The following is a 21240-nucleotide window of genomic DNA, read 5'->3' on the forward strand; positions in this document are numbered from 1 at the left end:
GTGCTCAAGACTGCGCAAATGCCGCGACGGGGCTGGCGAGCAGGCTCAATCCGCCCAACGCCATGGCCAGCCGCGGGCGATATGGCAGCAGCAATACCAGCAGCAAAGCGCTGAGCATCAATACCGCACACCACTCGACAACGCCGAGGCCCCAACCGGCCGAAGCCACCGCCGCCCACAAGGAAAACGCCAACAGCGACCCTCCGCCCACTTTGAGCGCCCGGCGACGAGCAGCCGATGGCTTGCGTCCGAGCAGCTCGGCATGGTGCCGGTCCATCGATAAACACAGTGCGGTGAAGCCGCCGTAACAGAGCAACAGGGCCAGCAACATCAGTTCGCCTCTTGCTCAAGAATGATCGATTGCCGACGCTGGCGCAGGACGATTTCTGGCCGCCCTGCGCGCTGCATTTTCCACGCAGCCCAGGCGAAAAACAGGCCGCTGGCCAGGCACGTCAAATCAAACCCGGCCATGGCCCAATCGCCCTGCGCCAACGTGAAGCCCAAGTGATAAGGCGTGGTTAGCCCATTCAACAGCGGCAGCGCGGCGAACAACAGTGCCGCCAACGCGAGCTGCTCAACCCATGCCGCGCGCCCACGGCGGACCACGGCGTGCAACAGACTGAGCCCCCAGACCAGGAAGAAGCTGTTGACCTCCCAATCCGAGCGCCCGGCCAGCTCGACCGGCAGTAAGCGATTGGCCCAGAAGAATGCCGCCACGGCGATCATCAGCCCCGACATGCTGGCGATGTTCAGCACTTCCACCAGGCGCAACTCGAACGGCATGACGCCGCTATTCAAATGTTTGAGTTGACGCTTGCCCAACCAGATCACCAGCCCGGTACCGATCATCGCCGTGCCGGCCAACCCGCAGATAAAGTACATCCAGCGCAACACTGGCTCGGCAAACCGGCCCATGTGCAAGCCGTAAAAACCACCCGCGACGGCTCGCGGCAGCGATTGCTCAGGCGTCGCGCCGAGCAGTTGCCCGGTCACACCGTTGAAGGTCACCGCGCTGCTGAAATCGTAAACCAGGCGATCGGCTGCATCGCGCAGCAGCACCACCGAAGCGTTGGCATCGCCCGGATTATTCACCGTAATCCGTCCGACATTACCGCCCGACCACTGCTCACGCGCCTGTTGTAACAGCGGCGCGAGCGGCGCCAGCGCGGCCGGTTTACCCGCCACCTCCGGGGTGGTCGACGCCGGGAAACTCTCATCATAAAACGCCCGCACATCACCGTTGTACGAAGCCAGAATGCTCGCCGGCATCACCATCGACATGAAGATCACCAAACTGCTGTAGGTAATCATCAAGTGAAACGGCAATACCAGCACACCCACCGCGTTGTGCCCGTCGAGCCAGGTACGCTGACCTTTGCGCGGGCGGAACGTGAAGAAGTCCTTGAAGATTTTCTTGTGGGTGATGATCCCGCTGATCAATGCGACAAACATCACCATCGCAGCGATGGTGGATAGCCAGCGGCCCCATGGGTGCGGCATCTGCAACTGAAAGTGGAAGCGGTAGAAGAATTCGCCGCCCATGGTCGCGCGGCCCTGCACTTCGGCACCGGTCTGCGGGTCGAGGTGTCTTTCCGTGAACTGACCGCGCTCACCGCGCTTGGCCGTGGTTTGCTGCCAGCGCACCGACAAGCCTGGTTCACGGGCATCGGGTAGATCAATGAGCCAGCGCGAGGCGCCGGCTGCATGCTGCTGCAGATAGTTTTGCGCCAAGGCCAGGCTGGCTTCGGAGCTGACGGAGCGCACCGGAATCTCTGGCTGCATCCAGTGGCTGATCTCGTCCTTGAAGTAGGCGAGCGTGCCGGTCAGGAAAATCGCGAACAGCAGCCAGCCGAATATCAACCCCGCCCAAGTGTGCAGCCAGGCCATGGCCTGACGAAAACCTTCTTTCATGGCTGGCCCGCCCAGTAGCCCAAACCGGCAGCCGCCGCCAGCAACAGGCTGGCTACGATCAGCCCGTACCAGGCTCGCCAGGCGCTATGGCAGGCAAAACACCAGAGCACCGCGCACAGATAAGCCAAGAATGACGTCATCATCCCGGTCACCACCGCGTCGGCGCGGGCCATGGGCAACCACATCGTCAGGCAGACGCTGGCCAGCGCGGCGACGGCATAACCGCCCAGCACAGCGGCCAGCGCCCGCGAGGCGACGGCCATGCGATAGGAAACAGGGAGCGTGGTGGTTTTGCCTTTCATGTTTCAACCCGAAACGGGATGACGCCTCGTGCAAATCACGGCGCCAGCATGGGCGCAATAATAATGATAAATATTCTCATACGCAAAAGGCTTCGGACGAAATCGGTGATTCGCAGGCGGTTCAGGCGCTGCCGATTTATATCAAGCGCAAACAAAAACGGGCCTGCGTTTGCAGGCCCGTTGTCGTTGGGAAGGGAAAGAGCAATCAGGCATCAGCCGTTTTGCGCGGCCTGTTCGTTTTCCAGAAACTCGTCTTCAAGCAGTGCGTCAGCCTCTACACGCTCGAATGGCACGACAGCGGCACGTGGTTTGCCCCGCAGCTTGCCGAACAAATGTTCCAGCGCATGCTCCAGTTTTTCAGCCGCCCCGTCGATCGCCAGTTCCAGGGAATCAGCCTTGTGCGTGACAGAAATCGGTTGATGGCCTTTTGGCCGCGCTTCCAGCTGACAGCGCATATCGTGGGGACCGGGCTTGTCACCGTTCTCATCCCGCAGATGGACCTCGATGCGGGTCAAGTCCTCTTCATAACGTTCGAGCGTGCTCTCAATGGTAGTACGTACCCACTCCTCCAGTCGGATGCTGCTTTGAATATGGTTATCACTGTTGACTTGGATTTGCATAGTTCATCCCTTATTTCAGCTAGCTCGCGAGAGGCCTTTCAGCTCGCCCTTGGGCGTCATCACTGTGACCTCTTACTTACACAATCGGTTCGTCCGGCGAACAATTCAACCCCTGAAAAAAGATAAATATTCATTCGCAAAAAAAGCCGGACAACCGTTAAAAGCGCTGTTAAGGTCGGGAGTTGGGTCGCCCCGCTCCTGCCCCGAATTGCTCACATCTGCTGCTCCGCCAATGGATGCAAGCTGCGAAAAACGCCCGCCTCTTCCACCAGCCAATCGTGCACCGCGCGCACGCCCGGATGGCTCAGAGCACCCGGCGCATACAGCAGCACGTAGCGTTTGTGATTGGGCACCGCCAGGCCAAACGGCACGATCAACGCGCCCCGCTCCAGCTCATCGTTGAGCAGCGTTCGTCGCGCAATGGCCACGCCCATGCCGGCAATGGCCGCTTCAATGGTCAGGTGATTACGGTTGAAGGTATGACCGCGCCGGACATCCGCGCCCTCAAAACCGATAGCGTCGAGATAAAACTCCCACTCCGCGTATTCGTAGCTGCCACGCCAGGCGGTAATGTCGTGCAGCAGCGGAAAATGCATCAAGTCCGCCGGCCCGTGCAGCGGCGGACGACCGCGCAACAGGCTCGGCGCGCATACCGGAAAAATCTGTTCATCCAGTAAGGCTGTGGATAACAAACCGGGATAGCTGCCGTCGTTCAAGTCGATCGCCAGATCGAAATCGCCCTCATGCAACGGCACGCTGCTGTCTTCCGCGACCAGGCGCAACTGAATGTCTGGAAAGCGCTGCTGCAACCGGGGCAATCGCGGCGTCAGCCATTTGCTCAGGAAAGAGGGAATGGAACGAACGCGCAAGATGCCGCTGATCATGCCCGCATCCAGTCGGCGCAATTCGGCATCGATGCTGCCGTAAGCCTCGTTGACGGTAATGGCCAGCCGCTGCCCCTGCGCGCTCAGTTCAACGCCGCGCGCGCGGCGATGAAACAGGCGAAAACCCAGGCGTTCTTCCAGTTGGCGGATCTGCTGGCTGACCGCACCCGGCGTGATGTGCAGCTCCTCGGCGCATCGCGTGAACGAGAGGTGCCGGGCCGCACAGGAAAACACGTGCAGCCAGACATAGGTCTGCGCATGCAATTGACGACTCATCGTTTAGTCCTGCTAAAGGCTGTCTTAGGAATTTTCGTTGGTCACGTAGGACATTGCAGCTCAGTATCGTCGACATTGCGCTCGTCCTACAAAAATGGCAGCGATTTTTCTTCCATTGCTTGTATAGGGTTTAGCATGGCTATCAGTGTTTTCGATCTGTTCAAAGTGGGTATCGGTCCTTCCAGCTCCCACACCGTCGGGCCCATGCGTGCTGCCGCGACCTTCACTCATGCGCTCGCCGACCAGCAAATGCTCGGGGACACGCGTCGCATCGAAATTCGCCTGTACGGCTCGCTGTCGGCCACCGGCGTCGGCCACGCCACCGACCGCGCCTGCGTCCTGGGCCTGATGGGCGAATGGCCGGACAGCATCGACCCCACGACCATCGACAGCCGGATCCAGGCGTTGCGCGAAACCGGTGAACTCAACCTTGCGGGGAAAACCACCATTGCCTTCGATTGGCAGCGTGATCTGCTGCTGCTCGACGAGTGCCTGCCGTACCACCCCAACGCCATGTCCCTGACCGCCTTCGGCGAGAGCGGTGAGCTGTGGGAACAGACGTACTATTCCATCGGCGGCGGGTTCATCGTTGAAGCGGCTGAAGCCGAGTCGGGCATCGCGCCCGACAGCGACGTCGTCCTGCCCTACGATTTCTCCACCGCCGCCGAGTTGCTCACGTTGTGCAATGAGCACGGCTTGCGTGTATCCGAGTTGATCATGGCAAACGAACTGGCCTGGCGTAGCGAGGCCGAGATCCGTCAGGGCCTGTTGCATATCTGGTCGGTGATGCGCGAATGCGTCGAGCAGGGCTTGCGTCACGAAGGCATCCTGCCGGGCGGTCTTAATGTGCCGCGGCGTGCGGCGAAACTGCACCGCAGCCTGTTGGAAATCGGCAAGCCGAATGTCATCACTTCCACCCTGTCGGCGATGGAATGGGTCAACCTGTTCGCCCTGGCCGTGAACGAAGAAAACGCGGCCGGCGGGCGTATGGTGACTGCGCCGACCAACGGCGCGGCGGGGATTATTCCGGCGGTGCTGCACTACTACATGAAGTTCAATCCGGACGCCTCGGACGATGACGTCGTCGCCTTCTTTTTAGCTGCTGCCGCCGTCGGCATTCTTTGCAAAAAAAATGCGTCGATCTCCGGCGCGGAAGTTGGCTGTCAGGGCGAAGTCGGTTCGGCGTGCGCCATGGCGGCTGCTGGCTTGGCGGACATCCTCGGAGCGACGCCGGAACAATTGGAAAACGCTGCCGAAATTGGTTTGGAGCACAATCTCGGTCTGACCTGCGACCCGGTCGGCGGTCTGGTTCAGGTCCCGTGCATCGAGCGCAACGCAATCGCGGCGGTGAAGGCTATCAACGCCACGCAAATGGCCCTGCGCGGCGATGGCAAACACTTCATTTCGCTCGATCGGGTCATCCGCACCATGCGCGACACCGGCGCCGACATGCACGACAAGTACAAGGAAACTTCGCGCGGTGGCCTGGCCGTGAACTGGGTGGAGTGCTGATCGCACCGCTTGAGGACGTTTCCCTGTTTTTGCCCGGAAACGGGCAGAAAGCGGCAACCGGATGCATAAAACCTTTGTGCCACAACGCAGCCCCTGTAGCAGCTGGCGAAGCCTGCGTCTGACTCCCGTCGAGCCAGACGCAGGCTTCGCTAGCTGCTACAAACCCACATAGCCCTGAGTCGGCCATGACATTGTCCGACAATGTTTGCGGCATGCCCCTTGCTAGATCACCCCTGAAGGTAAGCGCTGTACGAGCCGATGGTCCGGTGTTGCGAACTAATCCCGATCGCGGTCGTCAACAACTGCACGTTCAATCAGGCGGTGACGCAACATGGACAACCCTTTTCAGCTCATTACCGATGTATTTGCGCCGGATTATCAGATCAACCTGAGCATTCAGGGGCTCGACGGTCGCATCATGCTGACCCTGTCCAACAGCGGCCGCGTCGTTGCCAAGCGGATGATCAGCGCTGAACAGCGCAACGACCCCGAGCGTCTGAAGCGGCTTGTGCAAAGCATTCAGTTCGGCATCGCCATCGAGCAGGGCCATAGCGCCATGTCGATCCTCGAAGCCATGACCGATAGCGACAGCCGCGCGCTGCCGCCGCCACCCGTCAAAGATCAGCCACGACCTGCGATGGGCCTTTAAATCTCGCCCTTCTCGACCTCGGGATGTTCACCGGAACCCGCACCAACCTTGCGTTGCGGGTGCTCGATCTTTACCGAGGGGAATTGCGACGAAGCGTAACGCACCACCAGAATCGCAAACGCCAGCAATAGAATCCCGCCGCACAGATAAATGATCCCCAGATCGGGCGGGTTGTGGTGCGACACGTTGGAGATCAGCAACCGCGTCAGTGCGGTAATCGCCACGTAGATCAGAAAGCGCACCGGCATGTGGTTGGTCTTGAAATAAATCCCGACCATCGCGCCCAATTCCAGATAGATGAACAGCAACAGGATGTCATCGATCTTGATGTGCCCCTCCTCCAGCATTCCCAAAAATTCCATCACCGCTGCCCATGCGGTCACTGCGCCGATGGCGAAAAGCGCCAGGTAATGGAACGTCTCGACGAACAGGTTGCCCAGCGACTCGGCCAGTTGATGCACGTTCTGCCGTAGTTTCTCGGCCCAGTTGATTTTCACAGTGATACTTCCTTAGCTCGGCTCGAGCGGATGATGCGCGATGGACGTGACGGTTCTGCATGCAGAAAAAAGGCCATTCAAGGCTGCCATATGATGGCGAGACGCCCTGAAACAAGCGCCGTGGCGTTTGGTCGCACCCTGCGGGCTATCCGGATCCGGACGAACGAGCCGGTGGGCGATCCGACTTGCCCGCAAACGGCTCCACACGGACCTGACAAAACCTGAATTGCGTCTACATTGAAAAGCCACTACCCAAACCGCAGCGATTCGCTTATCCTTTTCGCTGTATATAAATACAGTAGTCGCTTAAGGCTACTTTTGTGAAGGCATGTGAGGTGGTGAATGGCCGTCGAAGTGGTATACCGCAGCAGCCGAGATCTGGAGCGCTTGTTCATGGATAAAGCCGAAGCTGACCGTCATGACAAAATGCTCGAACTGGCCGAGTTGCTGGCTGAAGTGTTGCACAAAGCCGTGCCGTCCCTGAGCGAACAGCAGGTGGAAGAAGCCGGGATCTACATGGCGAAAAATCGCGATGTGTTTGCCAAAGCGTTCAAGAGCCAGCCGGACGCCTTGTCCGAATTGCTGAGCGCGCCAGCCGAAGTGATCGAGCCGGTTGCAGCGGCTGAACCTGAACCTGATGAGGCGGAAGTGGCGCCGGTGAAACCCGCCAAGGCTGCAAAGGCTGCGAAATAAGCACCACAGAATTGAATAGGCCCTGAGTCGAATGGCTCAGGGCCTTTTTCATGGCAAATAATTGATCAGAGTCGCGGCACGCATTCTTGTGTAGGAGCTGCCGAAGGCTGCGATCCTTTACTCAGCGGTACAGGACTTTCTCCGCCAACTCATCCGCTACCCGCGCCGGGGAGCGCTTCTCCGCTTGGGCATGAGCGAAGACTTCGGTCAGCCGCGAGCTGATTTTCGACAGGTGCGCGGTGATGGTGGTCAGCTCTTCGCCCCGGTGCTTGAGCGACACGTAGATGAGCCCGCCGGCATTGATTACATAATCCGGCGCGTAAAGGATGCCGCGCCGCTCCAACTGATCGGCCACGTCCAGATGCGTCAGCTGATTATTCGCTGACCCCGCCACCGCCGAGCAGCGCAGCTGCGCGACCGTGACGCTGTTGAGCACCCCGCCCAGCCCGCACGGCGCCAGAATGTCGCACGGCGTACTGAGCAGGGAATCGTTGGCAATCGGATGTGCGCCCATTTGCTCCATCGCCAATTGCACCTTGCCGTGATCGATGTCGCTGACCAGCAGTTCGGCGCCGGCGGCGTGCAACTGTTCGGCGAGGGCAAAGCCAACATTGCCCAAACCCTGAATGGCCACGCGCAGGCCTTCAAGATTGTCGCTGCCTAGACGGGCCATCGCGGTCGCGCGAATGCCGGTGAATACACCCATGGCCGCATGCGGCGCCGGGTCGCCCGCCGATGTGGTACTGGTGACGTGTTGCGTCTGTTGGGCGATGCAATCCATGTCTGCCACCGACGTGCCGCTGTCGATGGCGGTGATGTAGCGCCCGTCGAGCTGATTGATGCAGCGGCCGAATGCTTCGAACAGTGCGCCACGACTCTCTACATGGACCGGCCGGATAATCACGGCCACACCGCCGCCCTGCGCAAGACCGGCCAATGCCGCCTTGTAACTCATGCCTTGGGCCAGGCGAATGGCATCCTCGACTGCGGACTCGTCGTCAGGATAGGACAGATAACGGCAGCCACCCAGGGCAGGCCCCAGACGGCTGTTATGAATGGCAATGACCGCCTTCAACCCGGTGGCCGGGTCGACGCTCAGATGCAGCGATTCAAGGCGAGTGCTTTGCATGAGAGCGAACATCGTAAGGCTCCCGAATCACTTCTTGTAGTCGCCAGTATAGGCTTGCACCCAAAAATTGCAGGAGCGCACCGGAATAAGCGCTGCCGTTCTTCAGGCTTTCAGACATAACCCTGCATGGCACTGGACGAATGCCGCAGACGAGGCTAAAAACGAGGCATCCCCCGGAGATTTTGATGACACCGCGCCAACACTTCTTCGATTGCCTGCAACGATCACCGCCTGCGCTGTTCGAGGCGGCGCTATGGATTGCGGTCGAGCACGACAAGGACGTGAATCCGCAGGCAGTCATGGCGCAGTTCAAGGATCTGCAGCAGCGCGTCAGTTATGGCTTGCCCATGTTGCCGGTCAGCGAACTGGCTCAGCCGTTACTGCGACGTCTGAATGATTTGGGTTACGCCCAGGATGATTTCACGCCGCTGCGCCCGCAGGTCGCGTTGCTCGACAAGGTGCTGGAACGTCGCCGTGGTCAGCCATTGGCGTTGGGGTTGATTGCACTTGAACTGGCCAAAGGGCTGGAAATCCCGCTGGCAGGGGTCAACTTTCCGGGGCATTTTCTGCTGCGGGTGCCGGGCGCCGATCACCTGCTCGACCCGTGCGGCGGCCGCCGGCTGTACCCCAACGATTGTCGCGAATTGTTGCAACGCCAATATGGCCCGAACATGAAGCTCAGCGCCGACCATTTGCTCACCGCCCAGCCGGTGCAAATGCTTCAGCGTCTGTCACGCAACCTGCGCCAGCTGCACCTTTCTCACGATGATTACATCGGCGCGTTGATTGACGCCGAGCGTGTGCTGGAATTGGGTAACGCCAGTGCGGCGGACTATCTGGCGCGGGCCAGCCTGTACCAGCGACTGGATTGCCCCAACGCCGAACGATTTGATCTGGAGCACGCGCTGATGCTCAGCGATGACCCGATTCAGCGGATTCGATTGACGGAGCGCCTGGGGCATTTACCCCCCAACTCAATCGTCCACTGAGCCCCACGATCCGTAGGAGCAAGCTTGCTCGCGATACAGGCGGCGCGGTCCATGAGGCAAACCGCGTCGATGCCATCGCGGGCAAGCCACGCTCCCACAGTGAGCTGGGTCGAAGCATAGATGAGTAATCGAAATCAAATCCGTAGGAGCAAGCTTGCTCGCGATTTCAGACAACGCGGTCCATCAGATAAACCGCATAATCGTTCATCGCGGGCAGGCCCGGTTCCCACAGGGTTTACGTAAGCCTTTAAGGCGTATCGGGCTGATTGGCCGGGTGCGCATTAATAAACGCTGGATGAGCTGCGGCCAACTCCGCCACCCGCCGAATCCTTGGATACGCCTGAAGAGAAATATTGAAACGCTCTGCTGCGTACAGCTGAGGAATCAGATAAGCGTCCGCCAGGCCCGGTTCGGCACCAAAGCAGTAACCTTCATCCCCGATCATCTGCTCAACCGTCGCCAGACCCTGGCTGATCCAGTTGCCGATCCATTCAACCACTTGCGTTTCGTCATGGCCCCACTGGCGCAGTTTGTTGAGCACGCTGACGTTATGCAGCGGATGCACATCGCAACCAATCACCGCCGCAACCGCCCGTTCACGCGCACGCGCTGCAAGGTCTCGGGACAGCAGAGGCACCTGTGGATAACGCTCTTCCAGATACTCGATGATCGCGGGCGACTGAATCAGCAGCTCGCCCTCCTCGGTGCGCAAGGCCGGCACACGACCTTGCGGGTTGATCGCCAGGTAGTGCGCCTGCCTGTGCTCCCCCCCAGGCGGCGCGATCAAATTGATCGGCAATGCCTGAAAGTCCAGCCCTTTAAGTGCCAACGCGATACGTACGCGGTACGACGAGGTTGAGCGATAGTAGGTATAAAGCTGCATGGCTCGGTCCTCTTAACGCGCCGGCGTCACGGTGCCGCGGCATTCTCCAAAACCGATGGACGCAAAACCTTCCCGGGTGCAGCGCGCACGCAGGATGATTTCGTCACCGTCTTCGAGGAACTTGCGCACCTCGCCCGAGGCCAGTTCGATCGGCTTTTTGCCGCCCTCGGTGATTTCCAGCAGGCTACCGAACTGTCCGTTTTCCGGCCCCGATAGAGTGCCCGACCCGAACAGATCGCCGGCCTGCAACTGGCAGCCGTTGACGCTGTGATGCGCAACCATTTGCGCCACGGTCCAGTACATGTGTTTGGTGTTGCTGGAAGTCAGGCGATGGGCCGGCAGATTTTGCTCGCGCATGGTCTCGGTGAGCAGCAGCACTTCCAGCTCGATGTCGAAAGCCCCGGCGGCCTGATCGCGTTTGTCGAGCAGATACGGCAAAGGCTGCGGATCGCCCTCAGGCCGTGCCGGTTGCGCCCGACGGAAAGGCTCCAGCGCCTCAGCCGTCACAACCCACGGTGAAATACTGGTGATGAAGCTCTTCGACAGAAACGGACCCAGCGGCTGGTATTCCCAGGCCTGAATGTCCCGCGCCGACCAATCGTTGAGCAGGCAGAAACCGGCAATGTGCTCGGCAGCGTCGCCTATGGCGATCGAATCGCCCATGGCGTTGCCCTGACCGATCCAGATCCCCAGTTCCAACTCGTAATCCAGGCGCGCACATGGACCGAAGGTCGGCTCGGTTTGCCCGGCCGGCAAGGTCTGGCCTTTTGGACGACGAACGTCAGTGCCGGACGGGCGAATGGTCGAGGCGCGACCGTGATAACCAATCGGCACGTATTTGTAGTTCGGCAGCAGCGGGTTGTCCGGACGGAACAATTTGCCAACGTTCTGCGCGTGCTCGATGCCGACGTAGAAGTCGGTGTAATCGTTGATTTTCGCCGGCAGGTGCATCGCACAATCCGCCGCCAGTGGCAGCAATTTTGCGCCCTGCGCTTCGATCTTGCCGTGCAGGGTGCTGCCCTCTGCGAACAGCTCCATCAGGCGCTCACGCAGGGCAACACGCGCGGCGCGGCCCAATTCAAAAAAAGCATTCAACTGACCGCCACGGGTCGCTTCGGCGGCGGCTTTCGCTGCGCCATCGAACAAGCCTGCGTCCAGCGCGGCCTCCAGATCGAAAATGTGCTCACCGATAGCCACGCCACTGCGAGGCGCCGAGCCCTGCACACTGAACACACCCAGCGGCAGGTTTTGCAGCGGAAAATCGGTGTGATCGTTGGCGGAGGCAACCCAGCTACGAGCGATGGAAGTCTGAGTCATGGGTTATCTCCGGGTTGGGTCGAAAGTGGCGGGCAAGGTCGCCCAGCAAGCGTCATAACTGGTTTGCAGCTGCGGGCAGTCCAGCGCGAAACGGCTGGGGCGCAGCACTTGGCTGGTCTCGAACATGAACGCCATGGTGTTGTCGATCTTTGCCGGCGCTAGCTCGGCATTGATCGCGCGGGTGCACGTCTCGCCATCAGGCCCGTGAGCGCTCATGCAGCTGTGCAACGAAGCACCGCCGGGCAGAAAACCCTCAGCCTTGGCGTCGTATTCGCCTTTGATCAGGCCCATGAATTCGTTCATCAGGTTGCGGTGAAACCACGGTGGACGGAAGGTTTTCTCCGCCACCATCCAGCGTGGCGGGAAGATCACAAAGTCGAGATTGGCCAGCCCGTGGACACTGGTGGGCGAAGTCAGGACGGTGAAAATCGACGGATCGGGATGATCGAAACTCACCGTGCCGATGGTATTGAATCGGCGCAGGTCATATTTGTAGGGCACGTTGTTGCCGTGCCAGGCGACCACATTCAGGGGTGAATGATCCAGTTCACAGGCCCACAATTCACCGAGGAATTTCTGCACCAGCGTGGTCGGCTGCTTGAGGTTTTCGTAGTGCGCGACCGGCGCCAGAAAGTCTCGTGGATTGGCCAGGCCATTGCTGCCGATAGGCCCCAGATCCGGCAGACGCAAAGGCGCACCGTGGTTTTCCGCAAGGTAGCCGCGCGCCTGTGCGTCGAGCAGTTCGATGCGAAACTTCAGACCGCGAGGCAGCACGGCGATTTCCAGCGGCTCGATTTCCAGCACGCCCAGTTCGGTGACGAGACGCAGACGGCCCAGCTGCGGCACCAGCAGCCATTCGCCGTCAGCATTGAAAAACACGCGCTCCATCGAGCGATTGGCGCGGTAGCTGTAAATGCTGATCCCGGCCGGTTTCTCCGGGCTCGAGTTGGCAACCATGCTAACCATGCCATCGATGAAATCGGTGGGTTCGTCAGGAATCTCCAACGGATTCCAGCGCAAGCGATTAGGGGTCACTTCACCCAAAGGTCCGCCTGCCAGTTGCCGATCCAGTTTGACAAACGCCGGATGATTGGCTGACGGCTGTATACGGTACAACCAGGTCCGCCGCGCTTCACTGCGCGCCATGGTGAACGCGGTACCGGAGAATAATTCGGTGTAGAGACCGTATGGGGCTTTCTGCGGAGAGTTCTGGCCGACGGGCAGCGCGCCGGGCAGTGCTTCACTGCTGAATTCGTTGCCGAAGCCGGACTGATAAGCGAGCTCGGTCGCCGTTGAATCGAGGTTCATGGAGCCTCCTGAACAGGGATCAGGCATGGCCTGTCACTCGGTACAAGAGGATCGGCATGCCCGGTTATTGTTGTCGTAATTCGATTACGCATAACGTAATTTGATTGGTTATGACCGTCAAGTTATAAAGACGCCCATTCGTCCCGGGATCGACCACCTTCATGGAAACGCCGCGCAACAACGACAAGCAAAAAGTCCGCTCGGCGGAGGTCGGCACTGACATCCTCAAGGCGTTGGCCGAGCTGTCGCCCTCCACTTCATTGTCGCGGCTTGCCGACCACGTGCAGATGCCCGCGAGCAAGGTTCACCGCTATCTGCAGGCGCTGATTGCCAGCGGTTTTGCCGAACAGAACGCGGCCACCAACCACTACGGTCTGGGTCGCGAAGCCCTGCGTGTCGGGCTGGCCGCGCTTAACAGTATGGACGTGCTCAAGGTTGCCGCCCTGCCCTTGGCGGAACTGCGCGATGAATTGAACGAGACCTGCTTTCTGGCCGTGTGGGGTAATCAGGGTGCAACCGTGGTGCATATCGAACCGGCGGTGCGCGCGGTGACGGTCGTGACGCAATTGGGCTCGGTATTGCCGCTGCTTACCTCATCAACAGGCTTGGTGTTCGCTGCGTATTTGCCGAAACGCGAAACCGTGGACTTGCGCGCAGAAGAGCTGCAGGCCAGCGACATTCACGCACTGGCTGACGATCAGGACTACGCCCAATTAAGTCAGCAAATACGCGATCGCGGCCTGCACCATGTGCACGGCCTGTTGATGCCCGGAGTCGACGCGCTGTCGGCTCCGGTGTTCAATGCGGTTGGAAACGTAGCGGCTGTGATGACGATCGTCGGGCCGACTTCGCTGTTCCACGCGGACGAAAACGGCCCGGCGGCGCAGCGATTGCTGGCGGCGACGCGAGCCGTGAGTTGGCGGATGGGCTTTGAAGAGCGCGGCGCGTCAGATTAGAAAGCCGGGGATGATTTCGATCACCAGGATGTTGATGTCATCTGCTGTCAGATTCGGGTGAACATGCTCTTCCTGTGCGCTGTACGCAACAGTGTAAACGCCGATCCTGTCGCCATAGTAATACGGGATTTCATTATCACGAAGATGTGCGTGGATATCCTCAGCGAGCGTTTTCGACTGAATGACTTTGCGCTCACCATGAGCGTCCATGAATCCTGTCACGTACACGTTATCAATATCTACCGACGGCACACGATGTTTGAGCGCTGCGTGAATTTCTTCAAGGCTGACAGACTTGATGGAACGATCACTGAATTGGACAGCGTCAACTCCGCGGAATGCGCTGATAATGCGCATTACAATGCTCTCGAACGCTATCACATCGAAACCCTTGATACGGTCCTTGGGATTGAAAGAATAGCGACGACTGAATACTTCATTTATGCCCTGATCATAATTAGGTATTTCGTCGCGCCTGACATATTTCAGCGCTTCATCGAAAAGCATTTCCGATGCAATTACTTCGTCAGTGCGAAAGTCAATCGTGTTCAGGTAAGCGTTGAAAGGACCCAGCGCATGCTTTTTCAGGCATTCGATCAAAAGGACCCGGACCGCGAACTCGGTACGAATACTCTTCAGGACCGCAAGTTTCTTGAAGGAAAAAAAATCGGAACTCATTATTAACGTCCTGTCAATTTTCAGGTTCGAACGTCTTGTTCGACCTGTGAAATGATTGAATTGTTTAATTGGCCGAAAACAACCAACTCGATTCAGTCGAGGACTATCACTTGGTTGCCGCCGAAACAGACCATACAACGGACAGGACTTACAAAAACATCAAAAACATGTTTTAAATCATGAGCAATGAGTATTTAACAAACAACCCCCATCACCTTTAACCTGGCAACTGCCTGTGTACGTCGTTGAACGCCCAACTTGCTGTAGATCCGTCGAACATGGGTTTTGACTGTATGTAATGAGATAAACAGTTGTTCGGCGATTTGTTGATTGGAGTTGCCCAAGGCGATCAGACTTAGCACTTCAAGCTCGCGAGCACTGAGCACTCCCGCATCAACGATGTCCGCGTCGACTGGTTCGCCCTGCAAGCGGCAGAGCAGGTTTGGCGTCCGCAACTGCAATTCCCGCAACGCCTGTTGAACGTTGCAGCGGCTTACCAGCTCCAGCCCTGCGTCCAGCGCCGAGCGTGCCAGCGCGGGCTCACCGATCAGGTCAGCCACTTCACACATCGCCAAATGCAGCTCGGCTTCAAGCGCCAGCATGCCGTGGCGCTGCGCGTGATCAAGCAACTCGCTCAAACGCGTTAAAGGCTTGTGCGCCTGATGCAGACAGGTTTGCGCCAGTACCAGTTGATATTCGATACGCGGAATGAGTGCCAGCGTTGCGGGCGGCGCTTGTCGCGCATGAGGCCCATGGTAATGACGCAAGACGCGGGTCAACGCTTCGCGGGCCAATTCCGGGCGACCTTGTTGCAGCCAGATATGACTGCTCAATTGCAACAAAGCGCCACGGTAGACCGTGTCGGGTATCTGCCGCTGCTGCATCAATCGCTCGGCCTCTCGCAAGCGATCAAAGGCCTGAGCGTAATCTCGCTGGTTGGCCGCCAGTTGCGCTAACCCGAGAAAACCATACAAGGCGCGTTTGTCCTCACTTTGCAGGCAATCTTCCAGCCCGGAATGGAAGAACACCCCGGCCAGCTCATCCTGCCCCTGGCACAGCGCCAGTCGGCCTCTACGCAAAGCGACCCGGCCGATCAAAGGTGTCGGCCGGTCAGCTTCACGACAGAGCCTTTCATGCACGTCGGCGAGTAGCCGCTCGGCACGTCGAGGGGCACCGCGTTGTTCCAGCAACTGCGCGTGATCCAGTTCCAGCAGCCCTTCGAACAACAGCGAACCGTGCGCCCGCGCCAGGCATAACGCTTCGCGATTTATCGTCTGCGCCGTGTCGAGGTCGCCATTGAGCAGCGCCTGCTGCGTCAAACCGGACAGGCACAGGAGTCGGGCCGACCAGGCGCTGGAGTCCAGCGCCTCGAGTGCCTCACTGAAGTGCGCGCGCGCAGACGGCATGCGCCCCTGCAGATGCAGGAGCCAACCCTGTTGCGCCTGCCAGCGTGCGAGCAGCTGCCGTTGCAGGATTTCACTCGGTTGCGGAGCAAACCGGGCCATTTGCTCGATGCACGCAGCGGCCTGGTCGAACCTCCCGGCGAATAGCAAAGCTGCCGTAATGAGCCCGATCCGCTGCGGCGTGCCCAGTGTCAGCTGATCGCCTAAACGCTCATGCAGGCGCAATAGCAAGGTCACGTTTTGACGCGTGAACAGGTGCTCGAAGCTAAAATGCTGCAACAGGCTGACAGCCGATTCGAACTCCTGCGCCAGCAAAGCCTGTTCGAATGCACCCTGCCAGTCCTCCCGGGCACTGAACCACTGGCACGCACGCCGATGCCAGGAACGTCCGGCGGTGTTTCGCTCATCGTGCATCGCCAGCGCCACTGGCACGAAAATCCGCAGCCAATCGGCGGAGTCTTCCCACGGCTCGATGAAACAACCCATTTCCTGCAACGCGTGCAACCACTGCGCACCTTCACCGGTGCCGAACAAATGCTCGCACAGGCTGGCGTTGAAACGTGGCAGGTGAGCCAGCACTTGCCAGACCTCAACCAGCTCAGCAGGCAGCGTGTTCAACAGTTCATGTTGCAGGTAATCAAGCAGCGTCGCAGAACGCCCCTGCTCGCACGCTTTGTGACACCCTTCCAGCAGTGCTATGCGCACTCCGGCGCACCAGCCGCCCGTGCGCTCGTACAGTTTTTTACTGTTGAGTAATCCTGAGGAAGGCTCGTTACGGCAGAGCAACTGTTCGATCTCGGCTTCGGTCAATGCCAGTAAGCGGCCTTCGCACTCGTATAATTCGTCATCCAGCAACAACCTCGGCCAGTTACATCCCGGACGTCGACGCGAACTCAACCACCAGGTGAGCGCCGGGCTGGCGATGGCTAAGAGACGATCCAGCAAGCGGTCGAATTCAGGATTGGGGACGCGGCAAAGATCATCGAGAAACAGCCAGGTCGGGGTTTGCAAACGACTCAGGCAATCCACCAGTGCTGCCTCATCGAACGCTCCCAGCCCCAGCGCCTGGGCCAGTCGCTGCTGTAAATCGCCAGCACTCATCGCGGCACCGGACATTGGCAGCCAGTGGACCCGGCACTGTGCAGGCGCCTGCAACAGGCATTCGACCAGCAACGCACTCTTGCCGCTGCCGGCGGGTGCGCACAACAATTTTACCCGCGCTGTCGACGCCAGTAACGGTTCGATCAAGCGCTTGCGCGACAAATGATGGGACGACAAACGGGGCAGAAATCCCGGAAGGTCTGGCCACGGGGTCATGGCGGTCATAGGAAGGCGCCTGCTTATAGTTGTTCCATTACCCTAGCCCTCTCTCCGCAGCTTGTTGAGAAGTATTCAAAACGCTTATTGGTCCCCATAAAAAAGGTGACCGCAAAGTCACCTTTTTCTGTGATGCCTGTAGGACTGTTTACCTCACCCCTGTACTCCGCAGTGCTGCTGGCGTGTAATCCCCTGCTTTGGCGTCGATTCCGAATTCGAAGCTGCGCTTCTCCTCGTTTTTCATGCCCAGCGCGATGTAACGACCGGCGATCAGGTCATACAGTGCTTCTACCGTGTAAGCCGGCACCTGATGATCGTAATAGAACTGCGCGTGCCCTTCGGCAACCCGCCAGAGCTGGCCGCGACCGTCATAATGATCGGCCAGGGCCACCTGCCAGCTGTCTTCGTCGATGTACATGTGGCGCTTGGCATACACATGGCGCTCGCCAGGCTTGACCGTAGCGACTACTTCCCAGACGCGATGCAACTCGTAGCGGGTCAGGTCCTGATTGATATGCCCGGCCTTGATCACGTCGGTGTATTTGAGGTTGGGCGAGTCGAGTTTGTAACTGTTGTAGGGAATGTACATTTCTTTCTTGCCGACCAGCTTCCAGTCGTAGCGGTCCGGCGCGCCGGAAAACATGTCGAAGTTATCGGTGGTGCGCAAGCCGTCCGACGACGTACCGACGCCGTCATACGCCACTTGCGGAGCACGCCGCACACGTCGCTGGCCGGCGTTGTAGATCCACGCCTTGCGCGGTTCCTTGACTTGATCGAGCGTCTCGTGAACCAGCAGCACATTGCCCGCCAGTCGCGCCGGCGCAGTCACTTCCTGCTTGAAATAACTCAGTACGTTTTCTTCGCTGCCTGGCTTCAAGTCACCGAGCAACGAAGGCACAGCCACTTCATCCTTGAAGCGGATCACGGTGAAATCACCATTGGACTGCGGCGTCGCCTGGGTGATGGTCCGGCGCAGGTTACCGCCGTGATATCGGGTGACGTGGTTCCAGATCACCTCGACGCCATTTTTCGGAATCGGAAACGCGTAATAGCGATTGCCGGTGAAATTGGCCAGCCCGTTGCCGTCGTTGATGGGCGTGACGTTGAGGGCGCTGCGTTTGGCCGATTCGTAGATATCCGCCGGCACGGCCACCGTGCGATGGGTCGGGTAAACAGGGATTTTGTAGGTTTCCGGATAGCGCTTGAACATCGCTATCTGGCCATCGGAGAGTTTGTCCTTGTACTTGTCCACGGTTGCCGCGGTGATCGTGAACAGCGGTTTTTCATTGGCGAACGGGTCGGCCAGGAACCCTTTGCTGTCCACCGCTCCCGCATTCTTGCCGATACCACCGGTCCAGGCCGGGATCGAGCCGTCGGCGTTACCGGCCTTTTCGGCGCCCAGCGGCGTGAGGCTGGTCCCGAGTTTGCTGGCTTCCTGCGGCGATACCGCGGCCATCACGTTGGCCGCCAACAGGCTCAGGGCCAGAACACCACATTGCAGAATCATCTTGCGCATTGAAATCATCCTTCTCAGCCAGATCAGAAGTTCACACCGAAGCTCAGCGCCAGGAAGTCGCGGTCTTCCAGGGTGTTGTAGTCACCGCCGAAGAAATCGGTGTAACTCAAGCTCGCGGTATAGGAGTTGCGGTAGTCGGCATCGACGCCGACGCTGATCGCTTTCGCGCCTTCGTTGAACAGGCCATTGGGGCCATAACCGGAGACGTCGTGTGACCAGGACAGGTTGGGTTTGAAGTTGATGCCAGCAATCACGTTGTTGTAATCAAGGATCGCGCGGCCCCGGTAGCCCCAGGATGTCGATGTGACAAAGCCGTCGGTGTCACCGCCAAAACCGTATTGGCCGTAGACCGAATCGCGGCCGTAACGCAACTTGCTGCGACCTTCCAGCCCGCCGACATGAACCACTGCCGCCTCGCCCACCAGGGTCAGCCGATCGGCACCTGCCACTTGATCGATGAAGTGGGTCAGGGTGCTCTGAATCTGAGTTGCTTCCTTGCGCCGATAACCCTTGTTGTCGGCGCCAGGTGCGCTGGCGATCGGTGATGCCGCACCGCCGGCGATAGGGTTGAGCAGAGCCAGGGTCAGGTCATTGGTGTTGATCTGCACGGGCAGGTTGGGCCGGTAGCTGATCTCGCCGGTCCACGCCGTTCCTGTGGCCAGTGTGGTGGAGAAGCTTGCGCCGTACAGGCGAATGTCTTCCGGGTACTCAAGGTAATACTGACCGCGACCGAGCATCACGCTCTGGGCCAATCCCCCACCGCTGCCGGGCGCAATGGCATTGGCCGCAGCGGTGATGCCGGGTATCCGCGCCAGCGTGCCCGGGCCCGCCGTCATGGTGCCGACGTTGGGTGTGCGGCTGTGGTAATTCATGAAGTACAGACCGTACTCGGTGTCATCCCCGAGCCAGCGCAACGCTGTGCCCCATTGCCCGGAATCGCGGGCGTCGCGGTCACTGCCACGGGGCACGATCACGCCTTCACGGCTGACCTGGAAGCCCTGGCCGAACGCAGCCGCTATCGGTTGCAGCGGCGCAATCGCCGGGCTGGCAACGGTGTAGCCAGTGGTGCAACCGTCTGCTGCTACGTCTCCGCCGAAGAAAGTACCGCAGTTATCGAGAACCGTCTGATCCCACTCCAGCTGATAGAAACCTTCCACGGTGAGCTTTTCAGTCAGCCCCTGCGAGGCGAACAACATGTTCACCGGAATCAGGCCTTCCTTGATCTCCGCGCCGGGACGTCGAAACGCGGAAACGTCCACCGGGTTGATGCTGTTGATGGAGTTGCCGATGAAGGTACTTTCGCCCCAACTGACCACCTGCTTGCCGGCGCGGGCAGTGCCAGGCAAATTGCCGATCGAATAATTGTGATAGACGAAGGCATCGAGAATCTGCGCACCGGAAGACTTGGAGCCTTCCTTGCGGTTGCGATCGCTGATCGGCTTGAACTCGCGGTCTTCGTCCTTCAGTTCGAAGTCGTACCAGTATTTGCCACGGACGAACACGCCGGTATCGCCGTACTTCAATTCGAGGTCATGGATGCCCTTGAAGATCTTGGAGAAGGTTTCGCCTTTCTTGAAATTCAAACGCCCGTCATCACCGGTCGACGCCTGGCCGGTTCCGCCATTGGGAATGCCCACCAACGAGCTCTCGGCATCGCGCATGCCCCAACTCGCCCCCACGGACAGCGAGGAATCGAACGTTCCTTCAATTTCGCCGATATTGAATGAAACCGCCTGTGCCTGGGCACAGCAACCCATGGCCACCGCAGCGGCAAGCGCGTGCGGTTTGAAGATGGCGCGCATTGTTGTTTTTGTCATGCGTCTTCCCCGGTGAGTGACAGAAGGCCCCACCCTACTGCCGCACGCCGAGAGCGATAAGCGCACGAAGGAGGTATTTGCCGTGTACCTCTAAAGGATGAATGGCCTTGTGGTGGGGGGATTTGCGCAGGGTATGGGCGGGCTGGATGGAGCGCCATCAGCGCAATGCATGAGGCAGGCGACCAACATCCCCGTAGCAGCTGGCGAAGCCTGCGTCATGCGCACCACCATCCCGTAGCAGCTGGCGCAGCCTGCGTCCGGCTGCGCAGCAGCCGTCAAGCTACCGATGACATCGACTGGATACGACAAACCGGCGACTGCTGCGCAGCCGGACGCAGGCTGCGCCAGCTGCTACAAGGGATGGTGGTGCGCACGAGGGAGGCGCGCACTGTTGCCGAGGCTGTAACAGTGCATGTCTGGAATCGATATTTTTCCTGTGCGCACCAGGGCTTATTCTTGACGGGCTGTCACGGCAATCGCCGTGAAATATCAGGCAGGTTAATCCGGTCTGTCAGCAAAGCATTCGAGGCGTTGTTACCACATCGCCTCCCCCGTGTTCTCTGACGTTGATTTGTTGCTCCTT

At 59.2% G+C, this 21240-nt stretch carries 18 protein-coding genes and 1 pseudogene; 5 read left to right on the plus strand and 14 right to left on the minus strand.

Going from position 1 to position 21240, the window contains the following annotated elements; genetic code table 11:
* Positions 1 to 4: 4 nt before the first annotated feature.
* The 5 genes from ACYZTS_RS02775 to ACYZTS_RS02795 all read right to left on the minus strand — a co-directional run bounded on the left by ACYZTS_RS02775 (position 5) and on the right by ACYZTS_RS02795 (position 3993).
* Positions 5 to 331 carry a DUF3325 domain-containing protein gene (locus ACYZTS_RS02775; RefSeq protein ID WP_461993851.1) on the minus strand — a complete coding sequence of 109 codons (327 nt, stop codon included), beginning with the start codon at positions 329 to 331 and terminating at the stop codon, positions 5 to 7.
* The gene (locus tag ACYZTS_RS02780; RefSeq protein WP_461993853.1) at positions 331 to 1911 is read right to left on the minus strand and encodes a PepSY-associated TM helix domain-containing protein; all 1581 of its coding nucleotides are present in this window, start codon (positions 1909 to 1911) and stop codon (positions 331 to 333) included. Before ACYZTS_RS02780 ends, ACYZTS_RS02775 begins: the two co-directional genes overlap by 1 nt.
* Positions 1908 to 2213, minus strand: coding sequence for a DUF3649 domain-containing protein (locus ACYZTS_RS02785; RefSeq protein WP_461993855.1), 306 nt, complete (start codon positions 2211 to 2213; stop codon positions 1908 to 1910). Before ACYZTS_RS02785 ends, ACYZTS_RS02780 begins: the two co-directional genes overlap by 4 nt.
* Before the next feature lie 212 nt (positions 2214 to 2425).
* Positions 2426 to 2833 (minus strand): HPF/RaiA family ribosome-associated protein, encoded by a 408-nt coding sequence (locus tag ACYZTS_RS02790; protein WP_028623402.1) that lies wholly within the window; start codon positions 2831 to 2833, stop codon positions 2426 to 2428.
* Between the two features lie 212 nt (positions 2834 to 3045).
* On the minus strand, positions 3046 to 3993 hold the full coding sequence (locus ACYZTS_RS02795; protein WP_028623403.1) for a LysR substrate-binding domain-containing protein: 948 nt from the start codon (positions 3991 to 3993) through the stop codon (positions 3046 to 3048).
* A 135-nt stretch (positions 3994 to 4128) separates the two neighbouring features.
* Here ACYZTS_RS02795 and ACYZTS_RS02800 point away from each other — a divergent pair, with 135 nt between their 5' ends.
* Together ACYZTS_RS02800 and ACYZTS_RS02805 are read left to right on the plus strand one after the other, a co-directional pair.
* Complete coding sequence (locus tag ACYZTS_RS02800) at positions 4129 to 5505, plus strand: L-serine ammonia-lyase (protein WP_461993860.1); 1377 nt, start codon at positions 4129 to 4131, stop codon at positions 5503 to 5505.
* Positions 5506 to 5836: 331 nt separating this feature from the next.
* The gene (locus ACYZTS_RS02805) at positions 5837 to 6154 is read left to right on the plus strand and encodes a DUF3509 domain-containing protein (RefSeq protein WP_461993862.1); all 318 of its coding nucleotides are present in this window, start codon (positions 5837 to 5839) and stop codon (positions 6152 to 6154) included.
* On the opposite strand, the gene ACYZTS_RS02810 is transcribed toward ACYZTS_RS02805, so the two are convergent.
* Positions 6151 to 6651 carry a phosphate-starvation-inducible protein PsiE gene (locus ACYZTS_RS02810; RefSeq protein ID WP_028623406.1) on the minus strand — a complete coding sequence of 167 codons (501 nt, stop codon included), beginning with the start codon at positions 6649 to 6651 and terminating at the stop codon, positions 6151 to 6153. The two genes, ACYZTS_RS02805 and ACYZTS_RS02810, sit on opposite strands and share 4 nt — an antisense overlap.
* A gap of 342 nt (positions 6652 to 6993) precedes the next feature.
* On the opposite strand from ACYZTS_RS02810, the pseudogene ACYZTS_RS02815 reads away from it, so the two are divergent.
* Positions 6994 to 7248: pseudogene (locus tag ACYZTS_RS02815) on the plus strand (YebG family protein); the annotation flags it as partial.
* A 217-nt stretch (positions 7249 to 7465) separates the two neighbouring features.
* On the opposite strand, the gene ACYZTS_RS02820 reads toward ACYZTS_RS02815, so the two are convergent.
* Positions 7466 to 8485, minus strand: coding sequence for a Glu/Leu/Phe/Val dehydrogenase family protein (locus ACYZTS_RS02820; protein WP_461993864.1), 1020 nt, complete (start codon positions 8483 to 8485; stop codon positions 7466 to 7468).
* Between the two features lie 173 nt (positions 8486 to 8658).
* On the opposite strand from ACYZTS_RS02820, the gene ACYZTS_RS02825 reads away from it, so the two are divergent.
* Positions 8659 to 9462, plus strand: a complete 804-nt coding sequence (locus ACYZTS_RS02825) for a SirB1 family protein (protein ID WP_028623409.1) — start codon at positions 8659 to 8661, stop codon at positions 9460 to 9462.
* Between the two features lie 247 nt (positions 9463 to 9709).
* Here ACYZTS_RS02825 and maiA read toward each other — a convergent pair whose 3' ends face one another.
* Genes maiA through hmgA form a run of 3 tightly spaced genes read right to left on the minus strand, consistent with a single transcriptional unit; the run spans position 9710 to position 12970 of the window.
* The gene (gene maiA / locus ACYZTS_RS02830) at positions 9710 to 10345 is read right to left on the minus strand and encodes a maleylacetoacetate isomerase (RefSeq protein ID WP_461993866.1); all 636 of its coding nucleotides are present in this window, start codon (positions 10343 to 10345) and stop codon (positions 9710 to 9712) included.
* A 12-nt stretch (positions 10346 to 10357) separates the two neighbouring features.
* Positions 10358 to 11662, minus strand: coding sequence for a fumarylacetoacetase (gene fahA, locus ACYZTS_RS02835; protein ID WP_461993868.1), 1305 nt, complete (start codon positions 11660 to 11662; stop codon positions 10358 to 10360).
* A gap of 3 nt (positions 11663 to 11665) precedes the next feature.
* Positions 11666 to 12970 carry a homogentisate 1,2-dioxygenase gene (gene hmgA / locus ACYZTS_RS02840; protein ID WP_461993870.1) on the minus strand — a complete coding sequence of 435 codons (1305 nt, stop codon included), beginning with the start codon at positions 12968 to 12970 and terminating at the stop codon, positions 11666 to 11668.
* A gap of 161 nt (positions 12971 to 13131) precedes the next feature.
* Between hmgA and ACYZTS_RS02845 the strand changes: the two genes are divergently transcribed.
* Positions 13132 to 13926, plus strand: a complete 795-nt coding sequence (locus ACYZTS_RS02845; RefSeq protein ID WP_028623413.1) for an IclR family transcriptional regulator — start codon at positions 13132 to 13134, stop codon at positions 13924 to 13926.
* Here ACYZTS_RS02845 and ACYZTS_RS02850 read toward each other — a convergent pair.
* From ACYZTS_RS02850 to ACYZTS_RS02865, 4 genes are all read right to left on the minus strand, one after another.
* Entirely contained in the window at positions 13918 to 14604 is a 687-nt protein-coding gene (locus ACYZTS_RS02850) for a hypothetical protein (protein WP_461993873.1), read from the minus strand. The two genes, ACYZTS_RS02845 and ACYZTS_RS02850, sit on opposite strands and share 9 nt — an antisense overlap.
* Before the next feature lie 194 nt (positions 14605 to 14798).
* Entirely contained in the window at positions 14799 to 17333 is a 2535-nt protein-coding gene (locus ACYZTS_RS02855) for a LuxR C-terminal-related transcriptional regulator (protein WP_461993875.1), read from the minus strand.
* 139 nt (positions 17334 to 17472) lie between these two features.
* Positions 17473 to 18840, minus strand: a complete 1368-nt coding sequence (locus ACYZTS_RS02860) for a DUF1329 domain-containing protein (protein ID WP_461993877.1) — start codon at positions 18838 to 18840, stop codon at positions 17473 to 17475.
* Positions 18841 to 18863: 23 nt separating this feature from the next.
* Positions 18864 to 20657 (minus strand): DUF1302 domain-containing protein, encoded by a 1794-nt coding sequence (locus ACYZTS_RS02865; RefSeq protein ID WP_461993879.1) that lies wholly within the window; start codon positions 20655 to 20657, stop codon positions 18864 to 18866.
* Positions 20658 to 21240 lie beyond the last annotated feature (583 nt).

This window comes from Pseudomonas sp. TMB3-21, from assembly GCF_054898145.1.